At 74.5% G+C, this 23,686-nt stretch carries 18 protein-coding genes; 7 read left to right on the plus strand and 11 right to left on the minus strand.

From position 1 onward, the window contains the following. Positions 1–113 precede the first annotated feature (113 nt). Entirely contained in the window at positions 114–2,135 is a 2,022-nt protein-coding gene (gene acs / locus ACFVXN_RS14135; RefSeq protein ID WP_389233519.1) for an acetate--CoA ligase, read from the plus strand. A gap of 51 nt (positions 2,136–2,186) precedes the next feature. Here the strand turns inward: acs and ACFVXN_RS14140 are convergent, their stop codons facing one another. Genes ACFVXN_RS14140 through ACFVXN_RS14160 form a run of 5 tightly spaced genes read right to left on the minus strand, consistent with a single transcriptional unit; the run spans position 2,187 to position 9,987 of the window. After that, positions 2,187–3,371, minus strand: coding sequence for a glycoside hydrolase family 1 protein (locus ACFVXN_RS14140; protein ID WP_389233522.1), 1,185 nt, complete (start codon positions 3,369–3,371; stop codon positions 2,187–2,189). 40 nt (positions 3,372–3,411) lie between these two features. Next, positions 3,412–6,792, minus strand: a complete 3,381-nt coding sequence (locus ACFVXN_RS14145) for a GH36-type glycosyl hydrolase domain-containing protein (protein ID WP_389233525.1) — start codon at positions 6,790–6,792, stop codon at positions 3,412–3,414. Between the two features lie 59 nt (positions 6,793–6,851). Beyond that, the gene (locus ACFVXN_RS14150) at positions 6,852–7,748 is read right to left on the minus strand and encodes a carbohydrate ABC transporter permease (protein ID WP_389233528.1); all 897 of its coding nucleotides are present in this window, start codon (positions 7,746–7,748) and stop codon (positions 6,852–6,854) included. 5 nt (positions 7,749–7,753) lie between these two features. Beyond that, positions 7,754–8,707 (minus strand): carbohydrate ABC transporter permease, encoded by a 954-nt coding sequence (locus ACFVXN_RS14155; protein ID WP_389233531.1) that lies wholly within the window; start codon positions 8,705–8,707, stop codon positions 7,754–7,756. Between the two features lie 5 nt (positions 8,708–8,712). Beyond that, positions 8,713–9,987, minus strand: a complete 1,275-nt coding sequence (locus tag ACFVXN_RS14160) for an extracellular solute-binding protein (RefSeq protein WP_389233534.1) — start codon at positions 9,985–9,987, stop codon at positions 8,713–8,715. A 190-nt stretch (positions 9,988–10,177) separates the two neighbouring features. Here ACFVXN_RS14160 and ACFVXN_RS14165 point away from each other — a divergent pair, with 190 nt between their 5' ends. Beyond that, positions 10,178–11,275 (plus strand): LacI family DNA-binding transcriptional regulator, encoded by a 1,098-nt coding sequence (locus tag ACFVXN_RS14165; RefSeq protein WP_389233537.1) that lies wholly within the window; start codon positions 10,178–10,180, stop codon positions 11,273–11,275. Between the two features lie 96 nt (positions 11,276–11,371). Here ACFVXN_RS14165 and ACFVXN_RS14170 read toward each other — a convergent pair whose 3' ends face one another. After that, positions 11,372–12,673, minus strand: coding sequence for an NAD(P)-binding domain-containing protein (locus ACFVXN_RS14170; RefSeq protein ID WP_389233540.1), 1,302 nt, complete (start codon positions 12,671–12,673; stop codon positions 11,372–11,374). A 107-nt stretch (positions 12,674–12,780) separates the two neighbouring features. On the opposite strand from ACFVXN_RS14170, the gene mshD reads away from it, so the two are divergent. Continuing rightward, a complete protein-coding gene (gene mshD / locus ACFVXN_RS14175) occupies positions 12,781–13,695 on the plus strand; it encodes a mycothiol synthase (protein WP_389233543.1) in 915 nt (304 codons plus the stop codon). Positions 13,696–13,764: 69 nt separating this feature from the next. Here the strand turns inward: mshD and ACFVXN_RS14180 are convergent, their stop codons facing one another. Next, positions 13,765–14,238 (minus strand): hypothetical protein, encoded by a 474-nt coding sequence (locus tag ACFVXN_RS14180; RefSeq protein WP_389233546.1) that lies wholly within the window; start codon positions 14,236–14,238, stop codon positions 13,765–13,767. A gap of 209 nt (positions 14,239–14,447) precedes the next feature. Between ACFVXN_RS14180 and ACFVXN_RS14185 the strand changes: the two genes are divergently transcribed. Further along, positions 14,448–16,874, plus strand: coding sequence for an RNA degradosome polyphosphate kinase (locus ACFVXN_RS14185; RefSeq protein WP_389233549.1), 2,427 nt, complete (start codon positions 14,448–14,450; stop codon positions 16,872–16,874). Then, complete coding sequence (locus tag ACFVXN_RS14190) at positions 16,871–17,839, plus strand: NUDIX domain-containing protein (protein WP_389233552.1); 969 nt, start codon at positions 16,871–16,873, stop codon at positions 17,837–17,839. The genes ACFVXN_RS14185 and ACFVXN_RS14190 overlap by 4 nt, the downstream gene beginning before the upstream one ends. A 12-nt stretch (positions 17,840–17,851) precedes the next feature. On the opposite strand, the gene ACFVXN_RS14195 is transcribed toward ACFVXN_RS14190, so the two are convergent. The 4 genes from ACFVXN_RS14195 to ACFVXN_RS14210 all read right to left on the minus strand — a co-directional run bounded on the left by ACFVXN_RS14195 (position 17,852) and on the right by ACFVXN_RS14210 (position 20,977). Beyond that, positions 17,852–18,346: a septum formation family protein gene (locus ACFVXN_RS14195; protein WP_389233555.1), complete on the minus strand. Its 495-nt coding sequence runs from the start codon at positions 18,344–18,346 to the stop codon at positions 17,852–17,854. Between the two features lie 52 nt (positions 18,347–18,398). Further along, positions 18,399–19,400 (minus strand): anion permease, encoded by a 1,002-nt coding sequence (locus ACFVXN_RS14200; RefSeq protein WP_389233558.1) that lies wholly within the window; start codon positions 19,398–19,400, stop codon positions 18,399–18,401. 6 nt (positions 19,401–19,406) lie between these two features. Next, positions 19,407–20,027 carry a DUF47 domain-containing protein gene (locus ACFVXN_RS14205; RefSeq protein WP_389233561.1) on the minus strand — a complete coding sequence of 207 codons (621 nt, stop codon included), beginning with the start codon at positions 20,025–20,027 and terminating at the stop codon, positions 19,407–19,409. 344 nt (positions 20,028–20,371) lie between these two features. Then, entirely contained in the window at positions 20,372–20,977 is a 606-nt protein-coding gene (locus tag ACFVXN_RS14210) for a hypothetical protein (RefSeq protein WP_389234058.1), read from the minus strand. 253 nt (positions 20,978–21,230) lie between these two features. Here ACFVXN_RS14210 and ACFVXN_RS14215 point away from each other — a divergent pair, with 253 nt between their 5' ends. Together ACFVXN_RS14215 and ACFVXN_RS14220 are read left to right on the plus strand one after the other, a co-directional pair. Then, positions 21,231–22,685, plus strand: a complete 1,455-nt coding sequence (locus ACFVXN_RS14215) for a sugar porter family MFS transporter (RefSeq protein ID WP_389233564.1) — start codon at positions 21,231–21,233, stop codon at positions 22,683–22,685. Between the two features lie 150 nt (positions 22,686–22,835). After that, the gene (locus ACFVXN_RS14220) at positions 22,836–23,600 is read left to right on the plus strand and encodes an ABC transporter ATP-binding protein (RefSeq protein ID WP_389233567.1); all 765 of its coding nucleotides are present in this window, start codon (positions 22,836–22,838) and stop codon (positions 23,598–23,600) included. Positions 23,601–23,686: the final 86 nt, after the last annotated feature.

A 23,686-nucleotide genomic window follows, 5' to 3' on the forward strand; every position in this document is an offset into this window, starting at 1 on the left:
GCGCCCCACCTCCGCGTTCGCCGGGCACGGGACGAAAGTCCTACTAGAGTGCGGTGGCAGACGCGGGCCCCTCCCGCGCCGGATCGCACCGACGTCGTTGCGCTGGAGGACACGTGGGCCTCGACCTCTCCACCCCCCGTCCCGCCGAGCCCGGGGACGGCCCGCCGTCGTCCGCGACGCCGGGGCTCGAGAACCTCCTCACCGAGGACCGCCGGTTCCCGCCCGACCCGGCCTTCGCGGCCCAGGCGAACGCGCACGCCGAGCTGTACGCGTGGGCCAACGCCTCCCCGCTGGAGTTCTGGGCCGAGCAGGCCCGGTCGCTGCTGGACTGGTCGGACCCGTTCCACGAGGTCCTCGACTGGTCCGGCGCACCGGTCGCCCGCTGGTTCGCCGACGGCCGCCTGAACGCCGCGTACAACGCCGTCGACCGGCACGTCGAGGCCGGGCACGGGGACCGCGTCGCCCTGCACTTCGAGGGCGAGCCCGGCGACACCCGCACGCTGACCTACGCCGACCTGCAGCGCGAGGTCTCCCGGGCGGCCAACGCCCTGACCGCGCTCGGCGTCCGCACCGGCGACCGGGTGGCGATCTACCTGCCGCTGATCCCCGAGGCCGTCGTCGCGATGCTCGCCTGCGCCCGGATCGGCGCGCCGCACTCCGTGGTGTTCGGCGGGTTCTCCGCCGAGGCGCTGCACACCCGGATCCTCGACGCCGAGGCCGCGGTCGTCATCACCGCGGACGGCGGCTACCGGCGCGGTGCCGCCAGCGCGCTCAAGCCCACCGTCGACGAGGCGCTGGCCAAGGGGTCCGGCGACCTCGTCCGGCACGTCCTGGTGGTGCGCCGGACCGGGCAGGACGTCGCCTGGACCGAGGGCCGCGACGTCTGGTGGCACGACGCCGTCGACGGCGCGAGCGACCAGCACGAGCCCGTGGCCGTCGAGGCGGAGCACCCGCTGTTCATCCTCTACACCTCCGGCACGACCGGGAAGCCGAAGGGCATCTTCCACACCACGGGCGGGTACCTGACCCAGGCCGCGTGGACGCACCTCAACGTCTTCGACCTCAAGCCGGAGACCGACGTCTACTGGTGCACCGCGGACGTCGGCTGGGTCACCGGGCACACGTACGTCGTCTACGGGCCGCTGGTGAACGGCGCGACCCAGGTGATCTACGAGGGCACCCCCGACACCCCGCACCGCGGTCGCTGGTGGGAGATCGTGCAGAAGTACGGCGTCTCGATCCTGTACACCGCCCCGACCGCGATCCGGACCTGCATGAAGTGGGGCGAGGACGTGCCCGCCGGGTTCGACCTGAGCAGCCTGCGGGTGCTCGGCTCCGTCGGCGAGCCCATCAACCCCGAGGCGTGGACCTGGTACCGCCGGGTCATCGGCGGCGACCGGACCCCGGTGGTCGACACCTGGTGGCAGACCGAGACGGGCGCGATCATGATCAGCCCGCTCCCCGGCGTCACCGTCGCGAAGCCGGGCTCGGCGCAGACCCCGCTGCCGGGGATCGCCGCGGAGGTGGTCGACGACGAGGCGCACCCCGTCCCGCCCGGCGGCGGCGGGTACCTGGTGCTCACGGAGCCGTGGCCGGCGATGCTGCGCGGCATCTGGGGCGACGAGCAGCGGTTCCGGGACACGTACTGGTCGCGGTTCCGGGACATCTACTTCGCGGGCGACGGCGCCAAGAAGGACGACGACGGCGACATCTGGCTGCTCGGCCGGGTCGACGACGTGATGAACGTGTCCGGGCACCGGCTGTCGACGACCGAGATCGAGTCGGCCCTGGTGTCGCACCCGTCGGTCGCGGAGGCCGCGGTGGTCGGCGCCCGCGACGACACGACCGGTCAGGCGGTCGTCGCGTTCGTCATCCTGCGCGGGGACGCGGTGGCGGGCACCGCCGAGGAGGTCGCCACCGAGCTGCGCGCGCACGTCGCCCGGCAGATCGGCCCGATCGCCAAGCCCCGCACCATCCTGGTGGTCCCGGAGCTGCCCAAGACCCGGTCCGGGAAGATCATGCGCCGCCTGCTGCGGGACGTCGCCGAGCACCGGCAGGTCGGCGACGCGACGACCCTGGCCGACTCCTCGGTGATGGACCTCATCGAGAAGGGCCTGGCGACCCCGAGCCCGTGACCCCTCCACCCGCGACCCCGCGGGTGCGGGCGGGGCAGCGGGTGGGGTGGGTCAGCGGGTGGGGTGGGTGAGGGTGCCCGTGCGGGCGACCTCGCCGAGCCAGTGGGCGCTGGGCTTCGGGGTGCGCGCGAACGTCTCCTTGTCCCACGCGATCAGGCCGAACGTGGGCTCGTACGACCCCCACTCGTAGTTGTCGAGCGCGGACCAGTGCAGGTAGCCGCGCACGTCGATGCCGTCGGCCATCGCGTCGTGCAGCCCGACCAGCGCGTCGTGGGTGTAGTCGATGCGGCGCGCGTCGTCCTGGGTGGCCATGCCGTTCTCGGTGACGACGACCGGCACCCCGCCGGTGCGCTCCCAGGCGTTGCGGACGCCGATGCCGAGCGCCGCCGGGAAGTACTCCCAGCCGATCAGGGTCTTCTCGACGTCGTCCGCGACCGGCACCGGGTTGCCCTCGGTGTCGATGAACGTCCGCAGGTACGCCTGCACGCCGATCCAGTCGTCGCCCGCGGCGGCGTCCAGGAAGATGTCCTCGCGGGGGTACCCGTAGGCCTTCGTGGCCTCCTCGGCGCCGGGCATCGCGTGGTAGGCCTGCGTGGCGACGGACCAGCCGGATCGCACCTGGCCGAGCTGGCTCAACACCTCGCGGGACCGGCGGTGGCCCTCGATCAGCGCGTCGGTGATCTGCGGGTCCGGGGCCGGCAGCCGGGAGGCGGTCATCTCGGTGCCCTCCTCGCCGCGGGTCATCGCGACCATGTTGGGCTCGTTGATGGTGCACACCCACTCGACGTCGTCGCCGAGCACGGGCAGCACGGCCTCGGTGTACCGGGCGAACAGGTCCGCGGCCTCGGGGTGGCGCCAGCCGCCGAGCCGGGCGAACCAGCGCGGGTGCGTGAAGTGGTGCAGCGTCACCGACGGCGTCAGGCCGTGCTCGTGGCAGGTGTCGACCATCCGCCGGTAGTGCGCGAGCTCGGCGCGGGACACGAAGCCGCGCTCGGGCTCGATGCGGGCCCACTCGACGCTGAACCGGTAGGTGTTCATGCCGAGGTCGGCGAGCAGCGCGATGTCCTCGGGGTAGCGGTGGTAGCTGTCGGCGGCGTCGCCGCTGGGCTCGCGCAGGTCGGTGCCGGGGGCGTGCTCGCGCGCCCACCAGTCCGAGTTCACGTTGTTGCCCTCGATCTGGTGGGCGGCGGTCGCGGCACCCCAGAGGAAGCCCTCGGGGAAGCGTCGGGTGGTCATGCGGGGGTCCTCTCGGTCGGGGGTCGGGGAGGTGGTCCGGTCAGGACCCGGGCGGCGTGACGACGTCGAGCACGTCCGCGTCGCCGAGGTCCGCGAGCGCCAGCACGGCGCCCCCGGCCCGGTAGCGGCGTGGTGCGGGGGTCGACGGCACCGCCGCCCCTTCGGCACGGACCTGGACGCCGGTGGCGGCGGGGTCGACGCGGTACCGCACGCGGCGGGTCCGCCCGCCCACGACGAGGTCGACCTCCAGGCCGTCGTCGGACGGCGCGAGCGCCGGGTCGACGACCAGCACGTGCGCGCGCTCCTCGAGGCCGAGCAGCCCGTGCAGCACCTGCCGGATGAAGATGCCCGGGCCGGACGAGTACACGCGCCAGCCGTCGGCGGTCGGGACCTGGCCGGTGCGCAGGCCCTCGAACCCGGCGGCGGCGGTGTACCGGTCGGGGAACGTCGCGTCGGACGACGACGTGTAGCAGGTGCGCTGGCGGGGCAGGGCGCTGGGCACCCGGTCGCGCATCCCGATCGGGGACAGGCGCAGCAGCTCCTCGCCGACGGCGGCGCGGCCGAGCCCGGCGAGCGCCTCGACCCAGCGCACGTGCGCGTGCACGTACATCAGGCCGACCTCGCGCCCGAAGAACGCGGCCTGCTCGGCGCGCAGGAACGACTCGACCTCCCCGTCGGCGAACCGCGCGGGCCGGTCGACGAGGCGCACGCCGTCGGGGAAGTGCAGGTGCCGGCGGACGAGCTGCTCGTGGCGGGCGGCCTGCTCGTCGTCGAACAGCCCGGCGATGATCGGCCGGGTCATCGCGATCAGCCGGTAGGTGAGCCCGGTGGACCCGTCGCGCGGGTGGATCAGCGGCTGCACCTCCCCGTCGTCGACCGTCGCGAACCCGGCGGCGACCCCGTCGGGGATCAGCAGCCGGCGGACGTCCGCGACCAGCGCGTCGGCCATCGCGACCAGGCGGGCGGACAGGTCGGCGTCGGCGGTCGCGAGCTCGTCGCCGAGCAGCGTCAGCGCCTGGAACGTCAGGGCGGACGTCCACGTGGAGGTCATCCGCTCGCGCATCTCGGGCCGGGCGGGCTGGAGGGTGTCGTCCCAGTCGCCCTCGCCGTACGCGGGCAGCGCGGTGCCGGGGACCTGGTGGCTGCGCAGGTGGGCGAGCGCCGCCTCGACGTGCTCCCGGACGGTGGCCGGGGCGCCGTCGCGGAACGGCACGACCGCGTCGAGCACCCCGACGTCGCCGGAGGCCCGCAGGTACTGGCCGAGCGCGAACAGCGGCCACACGACGACGTCGCCGTGGGCGTGGTCCTGGAGCACCTCGGCGTAGTCGTCGAACATGAACCACTGCGGGAACGTGCCGTCGACGGCCTGCACGGCGAGCACCCGCAGCAGCACGTCGCGGACGGTGTCGCGCCGCCCCGCGGCGAGCAGCAGCTCCAGCGGACCCTGGCAGACGTCGCGCGTCCCCCACGCGGCACCGGAGTACTGCTCGAGGCCGTGCGGGACCAGGAAGTGCACCCGGGCGTCGTGCGCCCACCAGGGCAGCAGCGTCTCGAGCTCGGCGAACCGGGACCCGGCACCGACGCGCAGGCCGCGGGTCAGCGCGTCGAGGGTGCGGCGGTGCTGCGCGGCGTGCTCGGCGGCGTCCAGCCCGTCGCGCAGCCCGGCGGCGGCGAGCGGCGCGGCCTCGGCGCCGTCGGCGAGGTCGGCGGTCACGGCCAGCGCGAGGTGGCGCCCGGTCGCGCGGACGGTGACCACGGTGGTGCCGCGGTCCTCGTCGTCCGCGAACAGCGCGCCGTCGCCCGCGACCACGGCGGGGCCGGCGGCACCGCGCGCCTGCGCGGCGAGCACGTAGGTGAGGGCGGCGTGGTGCGCGGCGACGTCGGTGCCGGGGTCCGCGCGGAAGGCGAGCCCGCCGTCGACGTCCTGCACGTGCCACGCGCCCGCGCCGAGGTCGACGTCCGTCGTGACCAGGAGGTCGACGTCGTGGGACGCGGTGACCTCGGTGAGCAGCAGCGCCCGGTCGGCGGCGGCCGTCGTGCGGACCTGCACCTCCAGGTCGCCGAGCCGGTACAGCCAGCGCGCCTCGCCGACGTCCAGCACGAACGCCGACGGCTGCCCGAGCAGCCCCCACCGGGCGTCGCCGTCGCGGCGGACCAGCATCCGGACCCCGTTCGAGCGGAGCAGGTTGAGGTGGTTGCGGTGCACGCCGGCGAACCGGTCGAACGAGGTGTTGCCGAGCACCGTGTGCGAGCCGACCACCCCGTGCGCGAACACCGTGGTCGACAGCGTGGGCCGGTCGGGCGACAGCGCGTCGCCGCTGAGCAGCACGTGCCCGTGGGGGCGGTCGAGCAGCTGGTCCTTGTCGCCGCGGACCACGTGCCGACCGTCGGTGCCGAAGAACGACAGCAGGCGGCCGCCGGCGTCGTGCTCGGGGAACCGGACCGCGTCGGCCAGCGCCGCCAGGTCGGCCTCGGGCAGCGGGTCCCCGGTGACCAGCGGGGCGGTCGCGAGCAGCGAGCGCTCGTCCCGGCCCGGGGCCGCCGGCTCGGACGCCCCGGCCGCGGTCGCCGCCAGCGCGACCAGGCGGTCCGCGAGCGCCGGCAGGTCGGTCAGCGCCGCGGTCATCTCCCCGCGGCGGTCCGGCCAGAACCGCGCGAGGGCGTGCAGCGTCCACGGCTCGGCGAGGTCGGTCGGCCGGGACAGCAGCCCGGCCGTGGCCATCTCGTGCTGGCGCACCCGGTCGGGCCAGGGCTCGCCGGTCGCGAACGCGGGGACGCCGCCGGACCGGACCCGCGGGGTGAGCAGGTCGAACGCGTCCGTGCCCGCCGAGCGCGCGCCCTCGGCCAGCGCCGTCGCCACCAGCGGCAGCGCGGGGGCCGTCGTCATCGTCTGGCGGGACAGCACGACCCGGCCGAACCGGGGGTCGGTCTCCAGCCGGTGCGCGACGTACTGGCTGACGTACGGCTCGGACGACTGCGCGGCGGCCTCCGGGGACAGCGCCAGGTCCTGCAGCACCGCGACGTCGTAGACGGCCCCCGCCGGGACGTCGACCGGCCGCAGGTCGACCCGCCACACCCAGGCGCTCTGCTCCGGGTCGAGCACCAGGTGCACGGTCCACCGCGCCCCCAGCCCCGCACCGTCCCACCGGGCCCAGCCGGCGCCGATCGCGTGCGCGGCGGTCGACCGCGCGCCGGTCAGCGGCACGGTGGTGGTCCCGGCCGCGGTGGTGCGGCGCAGGTGCAGCCCACCCGTGGCCGCGTCGTGCGGCCCGGGGACGTACTGGTTCACCAGCAGGCCGCCCGCGGCCCGGATCGCGCGCACGTCCCCGGCGGGGGTGAGCTCGACCTCCAGGCCGGTCGGGGTGCGCAGCGCGGCGACGCGCTCGGGCAGGCGGCGGGGGCGGGTGGTGGTGCGGGGCATGGCGGAGTCACCTCGGTGGTGCGAGCGGGGTGCGGGCAGGGCGGGAGCGGCGGGCCCGGCTACTTCAGGCCGGCGGTCGCGACGCCCTGGATGAAGTACCGCTGCAGCGCGACGAACAGCAGCAGGATCGGCGTGATGATGAGCACCGCACCGGCGAGCAGCAGCCCGTAGTCGGTGGCCTGCTGGCCGGTCGAGTACAGCGACAGCGCGACCGGCAGCGTGTACATGTCCTGGCTCTGCGCGGCGACGAGCGGCCACAGGAAGTTGTTCCACGAGCCGAGGAACGTGAGGATGCCGAGCGTCGCGAGCGGCGGCCCGCACAGCGGCATGACGATCCGGGCGAACACCCGCAGCTCGCCGGCGCCGTCGATGCGCGCGGCCTCCATCAGCGGCTCCGGGATGCCCAGCATGAACTGGCGCATCAGGAACACCCCGATGGGCTGGGTGAGGAACGGCAGGATCAGCGCCGGGTAGGTGTTCAGCAGCCCCAGCGACGTGACCTGCACGAACAGCGGCACGAACGTCACGACGCCCGGGACCATCAGCATCACCATGACGAGCGTGAACAGCAGCTTCTTGCCCGGGAACTCCATCTTGGCCAGCGCGTAGCCGACCATCGAGCAGAACACCAGGTTGCCGAGCACCGTCACCACGGCGACGACCACCGAGTTGGTGAAGAACTGCGTGAAGTTCAGGTCCGTGAACCAGCGGGCGAAGTTGTCCCCCGTCGGGTTCTCGGGCCAGATCGTCGGCGGCTTGATGAGGATCTCGCGCTGCGTCTTGACGGAGCCGAGCACCATCCAGACGAACGGCAGCAGCCAGACGGCGACGCCGACGGTGAGCACGGTGTAGGTCAGCGCGCGGCCGGTCGTGAACCGGCGGCGACGGCGCTGCGGGGCCGGCTGCGCGAGCCGGTCGACGGCCGGGTTCGGGGCCGCGGGGGTGGCGAGTGCCATGTGCCTCAGTCCTTCGAGCGCAGCAGCCGGAACTGCAGCAGGCTCAGGAGCGCGATGGCCAGGAACAGCACGTAGGACGCCGCGGAGGCGAAGCCGTACTTGCCGAAGCCGAACTGCTCGAACGTGTAGAAGGCCGTGGACAGCGTGGAGTCGAGGGGCCCGCCCTGGGTCATGACGAACGCCTCCTCGAAGAACTGGAGGTAGCCGACCGAGATCAGCACGGCGCCGAGCAGCAGGGTCGGGCGCAGCAGCGGCAGCGTGACGCTGACGAACCGGCGCCACGGGCTCGCGCCGTCCATGACGGCGGCCTCCTGCACCTCGGTGGGCACGGCCTGCAGGCCGGCCAGGAAGATGACCATGAGCGTGCCGACGTTGCGCCAGACGGCCATCATCATCAGCGACGGCAGCGCCCAGGTGGTCGAGTTCAGCCAGTTGGGCCCGTCGATGCCGACCCAGCCGAGCGCGGTGTTGAGCAGGCCGTCGGGCTGCAGGATGTACCGCCACACGACGGACACGGCGACGATGCTGGTCACCACGGGGGCGTAGAACCCGACGCGGAACGCCGACCGGAACCGGCTGACGCCCGAGTTGAGCGCGACGGCCAGCGCCAGGGCGATGGCCATCGTGACGGGGATGCCCACGATCACGAACGTGCCGGTGACGGTGAGGGACTTGAGGAACCGCGCGTCCCCGAACAGGTCGAGGTACTGCTGCAGGCCCACGAAGTTCACGGCGAACGGGGTCCGCACGTCGCGCGAGGTGAAGTCGGTGAACGACATCGCGAACGACGACACCAGCGGGACCAGCATGAAGAACCCGAACACCAGGACGAACGGTGCGGCGAACAGCCAGGCGACGTACCCCTGGCGGCGGCGCCGGGCGGCGGCCGGGCCACGCGAGGCCCGGGCCGTGCGGCCGGGGCTGGTGGCCCCGGCCGCACGGGTGGCTGTGGTCGACATGGAGGTCAGCCCATGCCGATCGACGTCGCCTGCTGCTGGAGCTCGGCGAGCGCCTTCGCGGGGTCCTCGCCGCTGACGGTCATCCGCTCGAGCACGGAGTCCGCGGCCGCGTTCACCTGCACCCAGGTCGTGGTGACCGGCGGGGCGACGGTGTCCTCGAGCTGCTCGCCGAAGACGGTCAGCTTGGCGTCCTCGGCCAGCGTCGGGTCGTCCCACGCGGCCTGCTGCGACGGCAGGTCGCCGGTCGCGTCGTACCAGGAGACCTGGGTCTCGGCCTGCGTCAGCCAGTCGACCAGCTTCCACGCGGCGTCCGCGTTGTCCGAGTCCTTGAAGACGACGAGGTTCGAGCCGCCCGCGAAGGACGTCGACGACTCGCCGGCGGGGATCCGCGCGGTGGCGTACAGGTCGCCGAACTCCTCGCCGCCGAGCTGCTCGAGCGCGCCCATCATGAACGGGCCGTCGATCAGCATGGGGGTGGTGCCGGCGACGAACTCGGCCTCCTGGGCACCGGGCGTCCGGTCGGCCTGGGCGTCCGCGACCCCGTCGGAGAAGAACGACGTGTAGTACTCGTAGGACTCGACCATCTCGGGGGTGTCGAGCGTCCACTCGGTGGCGTCGTCGTTCGTCAGGCTGGCGCCGTTGGACCACGCGGCCCACAGCGAGCCCTGGAACGAGTCGTTGCCGGCGGACTGCAGGCGGATGCCGTAGTCGGTGCCCGCCTTCTCCTGGATGTCGGCGGCCATCTGCTTGAGGTCGGCCTGCGTGGCCGGCGGCTCGGTCCAGCCGGCCTGCTCGGCGAGGTCGGTGCGGTAGTAGAGCACGCGGGTGTCCACGTACCAGGGCACGCCGACCGCGGTGCCGTCGAGCTCGGTGGTCGCGAGCGGGCCCTCGAAGAAGTCGCTGGTGTCGATGCCGTCGGGCACCGGCGCGAACGCGTCGCCGAACTCGGCCATCCAGGTGGAGCCCATCATCGCGAGGTCCGGCGTGGTGCCGGCGGCGATGGCGGTCTGGAACTTGTCGCGGGCCGCGTCCCAGGGGATCGGGACGACGTCGATGTTCACGTCGGGGTTGGCCGCGACGAACTCGTCGACGAAGTCGGGCAGGGCCTCGCCCTCGGCACCCATGGCCCACACGGTCAGGTCGCCGGTGGCCTCCCCCGCGGACAGGGTGGACGCGTCGGTGCTCCCCGACGAGCCGGTGTCGTCGGAGCGGCCGCAGGCGGTGAGTGCGGTCAGGGCGAGCGCGGTCACCAGGGCGACGCGCGCAGCGGGACGGATCATGGTTCGTTCCTCCTCGAACGGACGAGCAGCGGCGGCTGACCGGCGCCACGGAGCGCCGCGCAGTCATTCTATGCGCTTAGATCGTGTGTGATGTTAAGCGCATAGACGCCGGTGCGCAACCGCTGGCGCCGACGACGCGCCGCCGCGCTCGACCCCCTACGATCGAACGCGCCCGCACCGGAGGTGAGCAGTGCCCCGTCGTCCCACCGTCTACGACGTCGCCGAGCGCGCCGGCGTGTCCATCGCGACGGTGTCGTTCACGTTCCGCCAGCCCGAGCGGGTGCGCGAGGCGACCCGCGCCGCCGTGCTCGTCGCCGCCCGCGACCTCGGCTACGTCCCCAGCGCCAGCGCCCGCGGGCTCGCCCACGGGCGCACCGGCGCGCTCGGCCTCTACTCGTTCGACCTGCTGCTCGCCGCACCCCAGCGCGGGTCCGACGCGGCGACCGCCCCCGCCGACCCGGCAGCCCCCGCGGACCCGGCCGACGACGACGTCGACCCCCGCGCCTTCCCGCTCTACGTGGACGAGGTGCAGCGCGGGTTCGAGATCGAGTGCTGGCAGCGCGGCCAGGCCCTGCTGCTCAGCAGCGGCACCGGCTCCGGCGCCTCGGTCACCGACGTCGCCGGCCGGGTCGACGGCCTCGCGCTGTTCCCCGGACCCACCCACGTCGAGACCCTCGAGCAGGTCGCCCGCCGCATCCCCGTGGTCGCGTTCAGCATGCCGCCGGTCGCCGACGGGCTGCACCACGTCACCGTCGACAACCGCGCCGGCATGCGCGAGCTCGTCGAGCACCTCGCGCGCGACCACGACGTCCGCGACCTCGGGTTCGTCGGCCGGCTCACCACCCCCGACTACGCCGAGCGGTTCGCCGGGTTCCAGGACGCCCTCGGCGCGCTGGGGCTGCCCGTCCCCGCCGACCCCCTCGACCCGACCGACCTCGCCGAGCCGGGCCGGTTCTCCGTGCTCGCGGACCTGGTCGCCACCGACCGGCTCCCCCGCGCCCTCGTCTGCGCCAGCGACCAGCTCGCCCTCGCGGTCCTCGACCTGCTGACCGCCCGCGGGGTCCCCGTGCCCGAGCGCGTCGCGGTCACCGGGTTCGACGGCATCCTCGCCGGCCGCCTCGCGACCCCGACGCTCACCACCGTCCGGCAGCCGATGGCCGCGATGGGCCGCCTCGCGGTCCAGGTCCTCGTCCGCCACGCCGGCGCCCCGGCCAGCCCCCCCGAGTCCCACCGCCTCGACGTCCGCGTGGTCCGCCGCGCCAGCTGCGGCTGCCCGCCCACCCGCTGATCTCGCCGGTCGAGGTCGAGGGTTTCACGCGAGGTCGAGGGTTTCACGGGCCGGTTCCGTCACGAACCCTCGACCTCGCGGGGCGTGCGCGGCCGGTCAGACGCCCAGGAGGCGGCGGAGCTGGCGGACCGCGGCGCGGCCGGCGCGGTTGGCGCCGACGGTGCTCGCGCTCGGGCCGTAGCCGACCAGCTGCACGCGGGGGTCGGCGACCACGCGGGTGCCGTCCATGACGATCCCGCCGCCCGCGTCCCGCAGCCCGAGCGGGCGCAGGTGGTCCAGCGCGGCACGGAACCCGGTCGCCCACAGCACCGCGTCCGCCGCGACGTGCTCCGGGCCGGTGACCCAGCCGTCCGCGAGCGGACCCCCGGCGGCCGCGGCCGACCACCGCGCGCCGTCCGCGACCAGCCGCTCGAACGCCGGCCGCGCCAGCAGCACGCCCGCCTCGATCCCCGCCCGGTACGCCTCCGTCATCGGCAGCCCGGTCGCCGCGACGATGCTCTGCGGCGGCAGCCCCGCGCGGGTCCGCTCGTCGACGCGCGCCACGGCGTCCCGGCCGAGCTCGGGCGTGAACGTCGCGTCACGCCAGTCCGGCGGGCGGCGGGTCACCCAGGTGGTCGACGCCGCCGCGTCCTGGATCGCGAGCAGGTGCTGCACCGCCGAGATGCCGCCGCCGACGACCAGCACGTGCCGGCCCGCGAGCTGCTCCGGCCCCCGGTAGTCGTGGGTGTGCAGCTGGAGGCCGGCGAACTCCCGGACCCCCGGGTACGACGGCCAGAACGGCTTCGTCCACGTGCCCGTCGCGTTGACCAGCGCGCGGGCGTGCCAGGTGCGGGCCACCCGGGTGGGATCGGCGCGGGCGGGCTCGGCGCGGGCCGCCGCGGCCGCCGGTGCGGGCCGGTCCGCGCCGGCCCCGCCGCCGAGCCGGTCGTCGGGCGTCGCGGGCGGCACCGCGGCCAGCCCGGGGTCGCGGGGCCGTCGAAGCGTCGGCAGGACGGCCTCCTCGACCGCGTCCACGGCGAGCAGGTGCTCGGGGCCGCCGAGGTCCCGGACCCGCCGCACCTGCACCGACCGCCGGACCGGCAGCCCGAGGTCGCGCTCGTACTCGCCGAAGTAGCGGGTCAGCGCGCGGGAGGCGGGCTCGTCGGCGTCGAAGGACGGCAGCGGCCGCCCGGGCAGCTCGTACACACCGTTCACGGTGCGCATCGTGAGCCCGGGCCAGCGCTCGCGCCAGGCACCGCCCGGTCCGGGGGCGGCGTCGAGCACGACGTAGGTGGGTGCGCCGGAGCCGGGGGCGTCGGCCGGCACGAACCCGGCCCGTGCCAGGTGGGCGGCGACCGCGAGGCCCGCCTGCCCGGCTCCGACGACCACGACGTCCGCGCGGGCGGGGGTCGAGGTCATCTCCAGCACTCTAGGACCAACGCCGCCCGGCCTGCCCGCGTTCCCCGCCGCGCGGGGCGGTGGAGCTCCCCGCCGCGCGGGGCGGTGCGCGGTGGTGTGATGGACCGGTGACCGACCCCCGCCCGACCCCGCCCGCCGTCGACGTCCGCACCGGCCCCCTGCCCCCCGACGTCGCCGCCGCGGTGCGCGACCTCGCCGCCGACGCGGCCCGCGCGGACGGGGTGCCGCCGCTGTCGGAGCAGCCCCTGCTGTGGCTGGCGGCCGGCGTCGAGGGCGTCGTGCACCTGCTCGCCGGGCCGGCGACGGCGCCGGTCGGGTACGCCCAGGTCGACCTGCGCGACCCGGCGCTGGCGACCGCCGAGGTCGTCGTCGCACCCGGAGCCCGCCGCCGCGGCACCGGCACGGCGCTGCTCGACGCGGCCCTCGACGCAGCCCGCGCGCGCGGCGCCGACGGCGTCTCGGTCTGGGCGCACGGCGCGCTCCCACCGGCCCGCGCACTGGCGGCGTCGCGCGGCCTCCCGCAGGTCCGCGAGCTCTGGCAGATGGCCCTCGACCCGCTGGTCGTCCCGCCCGTCCCGGACCTGCCCCCGGGTGTGACCGTCCGGGCGTTCGAGCCCGGGCGCGACGAGGACGCGTGGGTCGCCGTGAACGCGCGCGCGTTCGCCGCCCACCCCGAGCAGGGCCGGCTGACCCGCGCGGACCTGGCCGACCGGGAGGCCGAGCCGTGGTTCGACCCCGCGGGGCTGCTGCTGGCCGAGGAGGACGGCCGGCTGCTCGGCTTCGGCTGGACCAAGGTGCCGGACGCCACCGAGGGCGAGGTCTACGCCCTGGGCGTCGACCCCGACGCGCAGGGCCGCCGGCTCGGCCCCGCCCTCACCGCGCGGATGCTCGCGCACCTCGCCGACCGCGGGGTGCCGAGGGTCGTGCTCTACACCGAGGGCGACAACGCCCCGGCGATCCGGGTCTACCGGGCGGTGGGGTTCGAGCGGTCGGCGGTCGACGCGGTGTTCCGGCTCGCCTGACCGCCGGCGGACCCGAGCACCCGGCGACCCGCCTCGCCGCACCCGCGGTCCACGACGGTCGGCACGCGGCTACCGGTCGTCCGGCCCGTCCTCGATCGGCACGTCCGACCACTGGTCGTCATCAGGATCGTCCACCCAGAAGGCACCCTGCAGGGCCGCGATCAGGTCGTCACCCGACGCCGGGCCGACGGCGGCCACCGTGCGCGCGACCCACGAGGCGACCGCGCGGAGATCCCACGACTCCTGGACGAGACTGCGCTCCCCCAGGGTCGGCGACCTGAAGTGGACCGGGATGTCGTCGAAGCCGGGGGACCGGACCAGCAGCAGCACCGTCAGGTCGAGGGTCGGGGCGACCAGCGACCTCGCCCACAGCGCGACCCTCGTCGGAACAGAGACGCGCCGCCGAGCTCGCCGACCTCCGACGTCGCAGAGCGTGACCTCGACGACCGTCGCCCAGGCAGTCCCCCGCTCGCCGAACGTCTGCCCGGCCCACCTCCGGGCGGACACGTCCTCGCGCACCCTCTTCGCATGGACAGTGATCATCGGCCCCTCACCTCACGGCGGACACCGAGGTGCCGGTTGTCGGTACGGGGACGTTACCCCAGCGACCCGGGCGGTTCCCGGGGCACCGTGCGCCCACGACGGCGATACCCGTCCGGCCCGCGAACCTCCTGGCAGGGCCCGCACCTGGCCCGCCGAAACGGACTCTCAGCCGCCGCGTGCCGTTCAACCGCGCGTGACACCATGTCCCGATGAGCGACGCCACTCCCTCCGACGGCGCGGCCACGGGCCGCACCCGGCGTGCCGCGGGCGCGGCGCCGGCCGCCTCCCGCACCGCCACGGGCACCGCCGCCCGGCGCACCACCCAGGCCGCCCCCGCGACGTCCGCGACGTCCACCCGCGCGCGGCCGCTCGCGCCCGAGCTGGCCGCGCACATCGCCGAGCACATCGCGCCGGTGGCCCCGGTCGGCGACCCGGAGGTCGACGGCGCGGTCACCGAGCTCGAGCCGCTGCCCGCCGACCGGTTCCTCGACCGCGAGGTGAGCTGGCTGGCGTTCAACGAGCGCGTGCTCCAGCTCGCCGAGGACCCGACGCAGCCGCTGCTGGAGCGGGTGCGCTACCTGGCGATCTTCGCGTCCAACCTCGACGAGTTCTTCATGGTCCGGGTCGCGGGCCTGAAGCGCCGCATCGCCACGGGCCTGGCGGTGACCGCCGCGTCCGGGCTGAGCCCGCGCCAGGTGCTCGAGACGATCAGCGCCCGCGCGCACGACCTCGCCGCCCGGCACGCCCGGGTGTTCGCCGAGGCGCTGCAGCCCGAGCTCGCGACCCAGGGCATCACGCTCGTGCGCTGGGAGGAGCTCGGCGAGGCCGAGCAGGACCGGCTGCGCAAGTACTTCCGCAAGCAGATCTTCCCGGTGCTGACGCCGCTGGCCGTCGACCCGGCGCACCCGTTCCCGTACATCTCGGGCCTGTCGCTCAACCTCGCCGTCGTCGTGGTGAACCCGGCGACCGGCAAGGAGCACTTCGCCCGCGTGAAGGTGCCGCCGCTGCTGCCCCGGTACATCGCCGTCGACGCGCGGGGCCGCCCGAGCGCCGCGACCGCGCAGGCCCCGACCGACCGCGGGCCGATGTCGTTCGTGCCCGTCGAGGACGTCATCTCCCAGCACCTCGACCAGCTGTTCCCCGGCATGGAGGTGCGCGAGCACCACACGTTCCGGGTGACCCGCAACGAGGACGTGGAGGTCGAGGAGGACGACGCCGAGAACCTGCTCCAGGCGATGGAGAAGGAGCTGCTGCGCCGCCGGTTCGGCCCGCCGGTGCGCCTGGAGATCGCCGACTCGATCACCCCGCGGATCCGCCAGCTGCTGGTGCGCGAGCTCGACGTGGTCGAGGACGAGGTCTACGAGCTGCCCGCGCCCCTGGACCACACGGGCCTGAACGTCATCGCCGACCTGGACCGCGCGGACCTGCAGTACCCGCGGTTCGTGCCGACGACCCACCGGTTCCTCGCGGAGGTGGAGAGCTCGACGCCGACGGACGTGTTCGCGGCGATCCGCCGGCGCGACATCCTGCTGCACCACCCGTACGACTCGTTCTCGACGTCGGTGCAGACGTTCCTGGAGCAGGCCGCGGCCGACCCGAAGGTCCTGGCGATCAAGCAGACGCTCTACCGGACGTCGGGCGACTCCCCGATCGTCGACGCCCTCATCGAGGCCGCCGACGCGGGCAAGCAGGTGCTCGCGCTGGTGGAGATCAAGGCGCGGTTCGACGAGCAGGCCAACATCGAGTGGGCGCGCAAGCTCGAGCAGGCGGGCGTGCACGTGGTCTACGGGATCGTCGGCCTGAAGACGCACGCGAAGCTGTCGCTGGTCGTGCGCCAGGAGTCCGACGGGCTGCGCCGGTACTGCCACGTCGGCACCGGCAACTACAACCCGAAGACGGCGCGGATCTACACCGACCTCGGGCTGCTGACCGCGGACCCGGACGTCGGCCAGGACCTCACCCGGCTGTTCAACCAGCTGTCCGGCTACGCCCCGAAGTCCCGGTTCCACCGCCTGCTCGTGGCGCCGCGCTCCGTGCGTGCGGGCCTGATCGAGCGGATCGACCGCGAGGCGCAGGCCGCTCGCGAGGGCCGTCCGGCCTGGGTCAAGATCAAGGTGAACTCGATGGTCGACGAGTCGATCATCGACGCGCTGTACCGGGCGTCGCAGGCGGGCGCCGACGTCGACCTGTGCGTCCGGGGCATCTGCGCGCTGCGGCCCGGCGTCCCCGGGCTGTCCGAGACGATCCGCGTGCGGTCGATCCTCGGCCGGTTCCTGGAGCACTCGCGGATCTACGCCTTCGCGGCCGACGCCGGGGTGCCGCGCGAGGTCGCCGACGTGGGCCGGGACGACGAGGCCGACCGGCAGCCCGGCCCCGAGGTCTACATCGGCTCCGCCGACCTGATGCACCGCAACCTCGACCGCCGCGTCGAGGCGCTGGTGCGGCTGGCCGACCCCGACCAGGTCGCCGAGCTGGTCGACCTGCTGGACGAGTCCATGTCCGACGAGACGTCCTCCTGGCACCTCGGGCCCGACGGCGCGTGGACGCGGCACGCCCAGGGCGACCAGGGCCCGCTGCGCGACCTGCAGTCCGTGCTGATCTACCGGCAGCGCCGGCGGCTGGGCGCGAGCCGGTGAGGGCCGGACCTGTCGTCGTCGAGGCCGCGGGCGCGCTGGTCTGGCGGGTCCGCCAGGGCCGGCTCCAGGTCGTTCTCGTGCACCGGCCCCGCTACAAGGACTGGTCGTGGCCGAAGGGCAAGCTCGAGCCCGGCGAGCACCCGGTGACCGCCGCGGTGCGCGAGGTCGAGGAGGAGGCCGGCCTGGAGATCGTGCTCGGCCGTCCCCTGCCCGGCCTGGAGTACACCCTCGCGGACGGCCGGCAGAAGCGGGTGCACTACTGGGCGGCGCAGGTCGCGGGCCGCCCCGACCGCCCGGCCGTGCACGCGCGCCCGCCGGCCGAGCACGCGTCGAAGGACGAGATCGACCTGGTGCGCTGGATGGACGCCGACGAGGCGCACCGCCGGCTGACCCGGGCCGAGGACCGCGAGCCCCTGGCCGCGCTCGTGGAGGCGCACGGCAGGGGCCGGCTCGACACCCGCGCGCTGCTGGTCGTCCGGCACGGCCGCGCGCGCCGCCGCGCCGCCTGGGACCAGGGCGAGGGCACCCGCCCGCTCACCGAGACCGGCCGGCACCAGGCCACGGCGCTCGTGCCGGTGCTGTCCGCGTACGGCGTCGCGCAGGTGGTCACCAGCCCGTGGACCCGCTGCCACGACACCGTGGCGCCGTACACGCAGGCGGCGGGGCTGACGGCGATCGACGACGAGCCCCTCACCGAGGCGAGCCACCAGGACGCCCCCGCGACGACCGCGGGCACCGTCGCCGACGTGCTGCGCACCGGCACCGACCTGGCGCTGTGCACGCACCGCCCCGTGCTGCCGACGGTGCTGGGCGTCATCGCGGAGCACACCCGCGGCCGGGTGCGGCCGCTGCTCCCGGAGTCCGACCCGTTCCTCAAGCCCGGTCAGGTGCTGGTCTGCCACGTCACGGGCGCACCCGGCGACCCGTGCGTCGAGGCCGTCGAGGTGCACACCCCGCTGGGCTGACCGCCGCCGGGGTCAGCCCGCGCCGCCGGCGAACGACTCGTCCACCGGGCCGTCGACCGACATGGCGATGCACTGCACGGACCGGTCGCCCGCGGCCCAGGACTCCTCGGACGGCCGCAGGTACGTCACCTCGAGCGTCGTCTCGCCGTACGGCGACCCGGTGAAGTCCTCGAACTTCGCCGCGCAGAACCGCTGCGCCTGCGCCTCCAGGCCGTCGAGGTCGGCGCCGGCCGCGTTCTGCTCCGCGTAGATCTCGGCGTCGTGCGGCTCGTCGCAGCGCGCGGTCACGAGCGACGCCGGGTCGGCCGCCGCGGACAGCAGGCCGCCCATGTCGAGGCAGTCGCCGATCCGCAGGTCCGGGCCCGCGGACGCCGCCGCGGCCGACGCGGCACCCGGGGCCGACGGCGTCGACGGCTCGCCCGCCCCGGACGCGGTGCACCCGCCGAGCAGGAGCAGCGCGGCGGCCACGGGGACGACGACGCGGCGGGCGGCGGGGTTCACGGTCACGGGGTCCGAGCCAACCGGACAATCCGGACAGTGTCCAACCGGGTCGCGCGGATCAGCCGAGGAACAGCCGCAGCACCAGGTACACGCCGCCGCCGACGAGCGCCGCCGCGGGGATGGTCAGCACCCACGCGAGGCCGATGCTCTTCGCCACGCCCCAGCGCACCGCGGACAGCCGCTTGGTCGCGCCGACGCCCATGATCGCCGAGGTGATCGTGTGGGTCGTCGACACCGGCGCGTGCAGCCAGTACGCGTTCACGTACAGGACCACCGCGGACACCGACTCGGCCACGAAACCGCGCGCCGGGTCCAGCTCGATGATCTTGCGCCCCAGCGTGCGCATGATCCGCCAGCCGCCGGAGTACGTGCCGAGCGAGATCGCCGCCGCCGCCGAGAGCTTGACCCACAGCGGGATCGAGTCCCCGTCGTGGAACCCGCCCGCGACCAGGGCCAGCACGATCACGCCCATCGTCTTCTGCGCGTCCTGCAGGCCGTGCCCGAGCGCCATCGCCGCCGCTGAGGCGGTCTGCGCGATCCGGAACCGCCGCTGCGCGGGCGCGGGCGACGCGCGCCGCACCAGCCACAGCACCCCGACCATCACGCCGAACGCGGCCGCGAAGCCGAGCAGCGGCGAGATCACCATCGGCAGGACGACCTTCTCGAGGATCGCGTCCCAGTGCACGGTGATGCTCGACGCGACGCCGACGCCCGCCAGGCCGCCGATGAGGGCGTGCGTGGACGACGAGGGCAGCCCGAGCCACCAGGTGATGAGGTTCCAGGTGATCGCGCCGATCAGCGCGGACAGCACGATCACGAGCCCCTCGTGGGCCCCGACGTCGCTGATCTGGATGATGTCGTGCGCGATCGTCGTCGCGACGTGCGTGCCGAGCAGCGCACCCACGAGGTTGAACACGGCGGCCATGATCAGCGCCGCGCGGGGCGTCAGCGCCCGCGTCGACACCGACGTCGCGATGGCGTTCGCCGCGTCGTGGAATCCGTTGGTGTAGTCGAAGCCGAGCGCGAACGCGACGACGACGACGACGAGAGCGAGTTCCACCGGTGCTCAGGACTCCTTGAGCGCGATGGTCTCGACGGTGTTCGCCACCTTCTCGAAGGCGTCGGCGGCGTCCTCGAGCTTCTCGACGACCTCCTTCAGCTTCATCAGCTGGATGGGGTCGGTGATCTCGTCGAACAGCTGCGCGAGCAGCTTGCGGTGCGACTTGTCGGCCTGGTTCTCGAGGCGGTTGACCTCGACCCAGTACTCCGACAGCGAGTCCATCGAGCGCAGCCGCGGCATCGCCTCGGCGGTCAGCTCGGCGGAGCGCTGCAGCACCTGGACCTGGTCCGAGACCCGCGCCGGCAGCTCGTCGAGCTTGTAGAGCACGATGAGGTCGGCCGCCTCCTCCATGAAGTCCATGCAGTCGTCGAGCGCCGACGCCAGGCCGTAGATGTCGTCCCGGTCGAACGGGGTGACGAACGTCTGGTTCAGCCGCCGCATGATCGTGTGCGTCGCCTCGTCCGCGAGGTGCTCGACCTCGTTGATCTGCTTCGCGAGTGCCTTGCGGGCGGGGCGGTCGGCTCCGAGCAGCTCGGCCAGCAGGTTCGCGCCTGTGACGAGGTGCGCCGCCGAGGCGGCGAGGAGGTCGAAGAACGAGGTGTCGCGCGGGGTGAGGCGCAGGCGCACGGGAGGCTCCGCTAGAGAAGGGCTCGGTCAGGCTCAGGCTAGGGCAGACGCCGGGTGAACTCACAACCCCGGTGGTGGCCGCAGGTGAACCCACGGTGAACCCACAGCGTCGCACAGGTGAGCGTGGTGCGGTGCGGGACCCCGGCACGCCCTCGACGGTGAGGGGCCGGGGGACGGAGGCGACGCCGGACCGGGAGCGCCTCTCGGCGCGAGGCCGCTCGAAGCGGCTCAAGATGGAGCCCGGGGCTACCGCGGCCCGACGTCGCCGTCCATCGTACGCCCGCCTGGGCAGGAGGTCCCGGGCGGCGGCGTGACGATCGCCACGCCCACCCGGGGGAACGGCGTCACTCCAGCGAGCCGGCCCGCCACAGCGCCGCCGCGTGCTCGAGCTCCTCCGCCGTCCGCACCAGCGAGCCCGCGCTGCGGGTCAACCGGGCCGACGAGTCGTCCGTGACGTGGTCGAGGTGGTCCGCGTCGAACGCGGCGCCCGTCCCCAGCACCCGGCAGAACGCCGCACCGCGCTCCAGCGTCACCGCCAGGTCCCCCGTCCACACGCCGGACAGCACCTGGTCGAGGAGCACCCGCAGCTCCTCCGGCCCGGGCGGGCTCACCACCCCCACCACCACGTGGTGCACCGGGGCCGCCTCCAGCCCCAGCCGGTACCGGTCGGCCAGCGTCGCCGGGTCGCGGCGCACCCACTCCCGCAGCACGTACAGCCGCCACAGCGTGCCCGGCAGGGTCGTCGCCGGGCTGTCCGACCACAGCGCCGCCACCACGTCCAGGCCCTCGGTCTCCACGAGCCCGACCAGCCGCTCGACCAGCGCCGGGTCCTCCTCGCCCTGGGACCGGCCGCCGTGCACGATCGCCGCGGCGGTGGTGTGCGCCACCTCCGACCGCAGGGCCGGGTCCATGTCCCCGGGCAGGGCGTCGGCGTCGCGGGGGTCGAGCATCGCGGGGCGGCGGAAGCGGGGACGGGAGGATCCGGAGTCGTGCGTCACACCCCCGATTGTCCGCCCCGTGCCCGGCGGGCGCGCGCCGGTGAACCGGCATACGCTCCCCTGCGCACCGCGCCCGCGGACCCGCTCCGCGTGCGGCCGGTGCCAGGCAGGTGAAAGGTGGGTACGCCTTCGACCGGCACCCGACGACGTGTCCCGGCTCGCTAGGTCGTCCCCGCGTCTGGGAGCAGGAGCAAGGAGACAGGTCATGGCCGAAGGCAGAGCAGCGGCGACGGGGAAGCACCCCTCGCACAACAAGGCGATCGGCCTGGCCGTCGCGGCCGCGGTCGGCGGGTTCCTGTTCGGGTTCGACTCGTCCGTGATCAACGGTGCCGTCGACGCGATCCAGGGCCAGTTCGCGCTGTCGTCCACGGTGACCGGGCTCGTGGTCGCCGTCGCCCTGCTGGGCTGCGCGTTCGGCGCGTGGGCCGGCGGCAAGCTCGCGGACCACTGGGGCCGCACCAGGGTGATGCTGCTCGGCTCGGTGCTGTTCTTCGTGTCGTCGATCCTGTCGGCGATCGCGTTCAGCGCCTGGGACCTCATCATCTGGCGCGTCCTCGCCGGCGTCGGCATCGGCATCGCCTCGGTGATCGCCCCCGCGTACATCGCCGAGATCGCCCCCGCTGCCCTGCGCGGCCGCCTCGGCTCGCTCCAGCAGCTCGCGATCACCCTCGGCATCTTCGCCGCCCTGCTCTCCGACCAGCTGCTCGCGGAGTCCGCGGGCGGCGCCGCCGAGGAGCTGTGGCTCGGCTGGGAGGCGTGGCGGTGGATGTTCCTCGTGGCCGTGATCCCCGCGGCCGTCTACGGCTTCCTCGCGCTGCGGATCCCCGAGTCGCCGCGCTACCTGGTCGCGAAGGGCCGCCACGACGATGCCGTCGCCGTCCTGCGAGGCGTCCTCGGCCCCGACGAGGACGCCCGCGCCCGCGTCGCCCAGATCGAGAGCACCATCGAGAAGGACAAGAAGCTCGAGGCCCAGGCCACGCTGCGCGGCCCGCGGTTCGGCCTGCTGCCCGTCGTGTGGGTCGGCATCCTGCTGTCCGTCTTCCAGCAGTTCGTCGGCATCAACGTGATCTTCTACTACTCGACGACGCTGTGGCAGGCCGTCGGGTTCGACGAGAGCCAGTCGTTCCTCGTCTCCACCATCACCGCGGTCACCAACGTCGCGGTCACGTTCATCGCCATCGCGCTGATCGACAAGATCGGCCGCCGTCCGATCCTGCTGACCGGCTCCGCGGGCATGACGATCTCGCTGGCGATCATGGCGCTGGCGTTCACGCAGTCCACCGGCTCCGGCGACAACGTGTCGCTGCCGTCGCCGTGGGGCCCGATCGCGCTGGTCGCCGCCAACGCGTTCGTCGTGTTCTTCGGCGCCTCGTGGGGCCCGCTGGTGTGGGTGCTGCTCGGCGAGATGTTCCCGAACCGGATCCGCGCCGCCGCGCTCGGCGTCGCGGCCGCCGCCCAGTGGATCGCGAACTTCCTCATCACGGTGTCGTTCCCGCCGATGCTCGACGCGTTCGGCGCCACCGGCCCGTACCTGATGTACGCGATCTTCGCGGCCCTGTCGTTCGTGTTCGTGCTCGGGAAGGTCCCCGAGACCAAGGGCGTCGAGCTCGAGGACATGGAGGACCTGCCGCCCGCCCGGCAGCGCAAGGCCCGCGCCTGACCACCCGGCTTGCCCCGGACCGAGCCCCTCGCGGAAACTTCGCGGGGGGCTCGGCCGTTCAGCGACCGAGGTCATCACCCTGAGAGGACGCACCGTGGGAACGCCGCACCAGCAGCACGCGCACACCGACCACCGGGCGGAGGCCACCCGATGAGCGGCACCGCGCTCACCGCCCAGGACGTCTGGGCGGGCTACGGCGGCCAGCCCGTCCTCGCCGGCGCCAGCCTGACCGTCGCACCCGGCGAGACCGTCGGCGTCATCGGCCGCTCCGGCGCCGGGAAGTCCACGCTCGTCCAGGTGCTGCTCGGCCGGCACAAGGCCACCCAGGGCCGCGCCACCTACGGCGCCCGCCCCGTGACCAAGCTGTCCCGCAAGGAGACCAAGGCGTTCCGGTCCGCGGTCCGCGCCGTGCACCAGGAGGGCCTGTCCGGCGCCGACCCCCGCGCCACCGTCGCCAAGCTCCTCACCGGCACCCTCAACGACGCCCGCAAGGCCGGCCGCGCGACCGGCCAGGAGCCCGCCGACGTCCTCGCCCGCGTCGGCCTCGAGCCCCGCTACCTCGACCGCACCCTGTACTCGCTGTCCGGCGGCGAGCGCCAGCGCGTCGTCCTCGCCGACGCCCTCGCCACCCGGCCCGAGATCCTCGTCCTCGACGAACCCGCCACCGCCCTCGACCCCGCGCTGCGTGACGCCGTCGCCGACACCCTCGTGTCCCTCGCGGACTCCGGCGTCGGGCTGCTCGTCGTGTCCCACGACCTGCGGATGGTCGACCGGCTCGCCGCGACCGTGCACGTCCTCGCCGAGGGGCGAATCGTCGAGTCCGGGACCCTGCCGCAGCTGCTCACCGACCCGCAGCACGAGGACACGCGGGGGATCGCGGAGGCGTACCCGGAGGCGGTGGGGGCGTTCCGGTAGGGGGCGACGTCGGGGCGTGCGGCGTCGTCGAGGCGCTGGTCTCGACGACGCGTCACACCGCCCCGACAGTCGACACCGCGACGACC

Source organism: Cellulomonas sp. NPDC058312 (genome assembly GCF_042880135.1).
Lineage (GTDB): Bacteria > Actinomycetota > Actinomycetes > Actinomycetales > Cellulomonadaceae > Cellulomonas.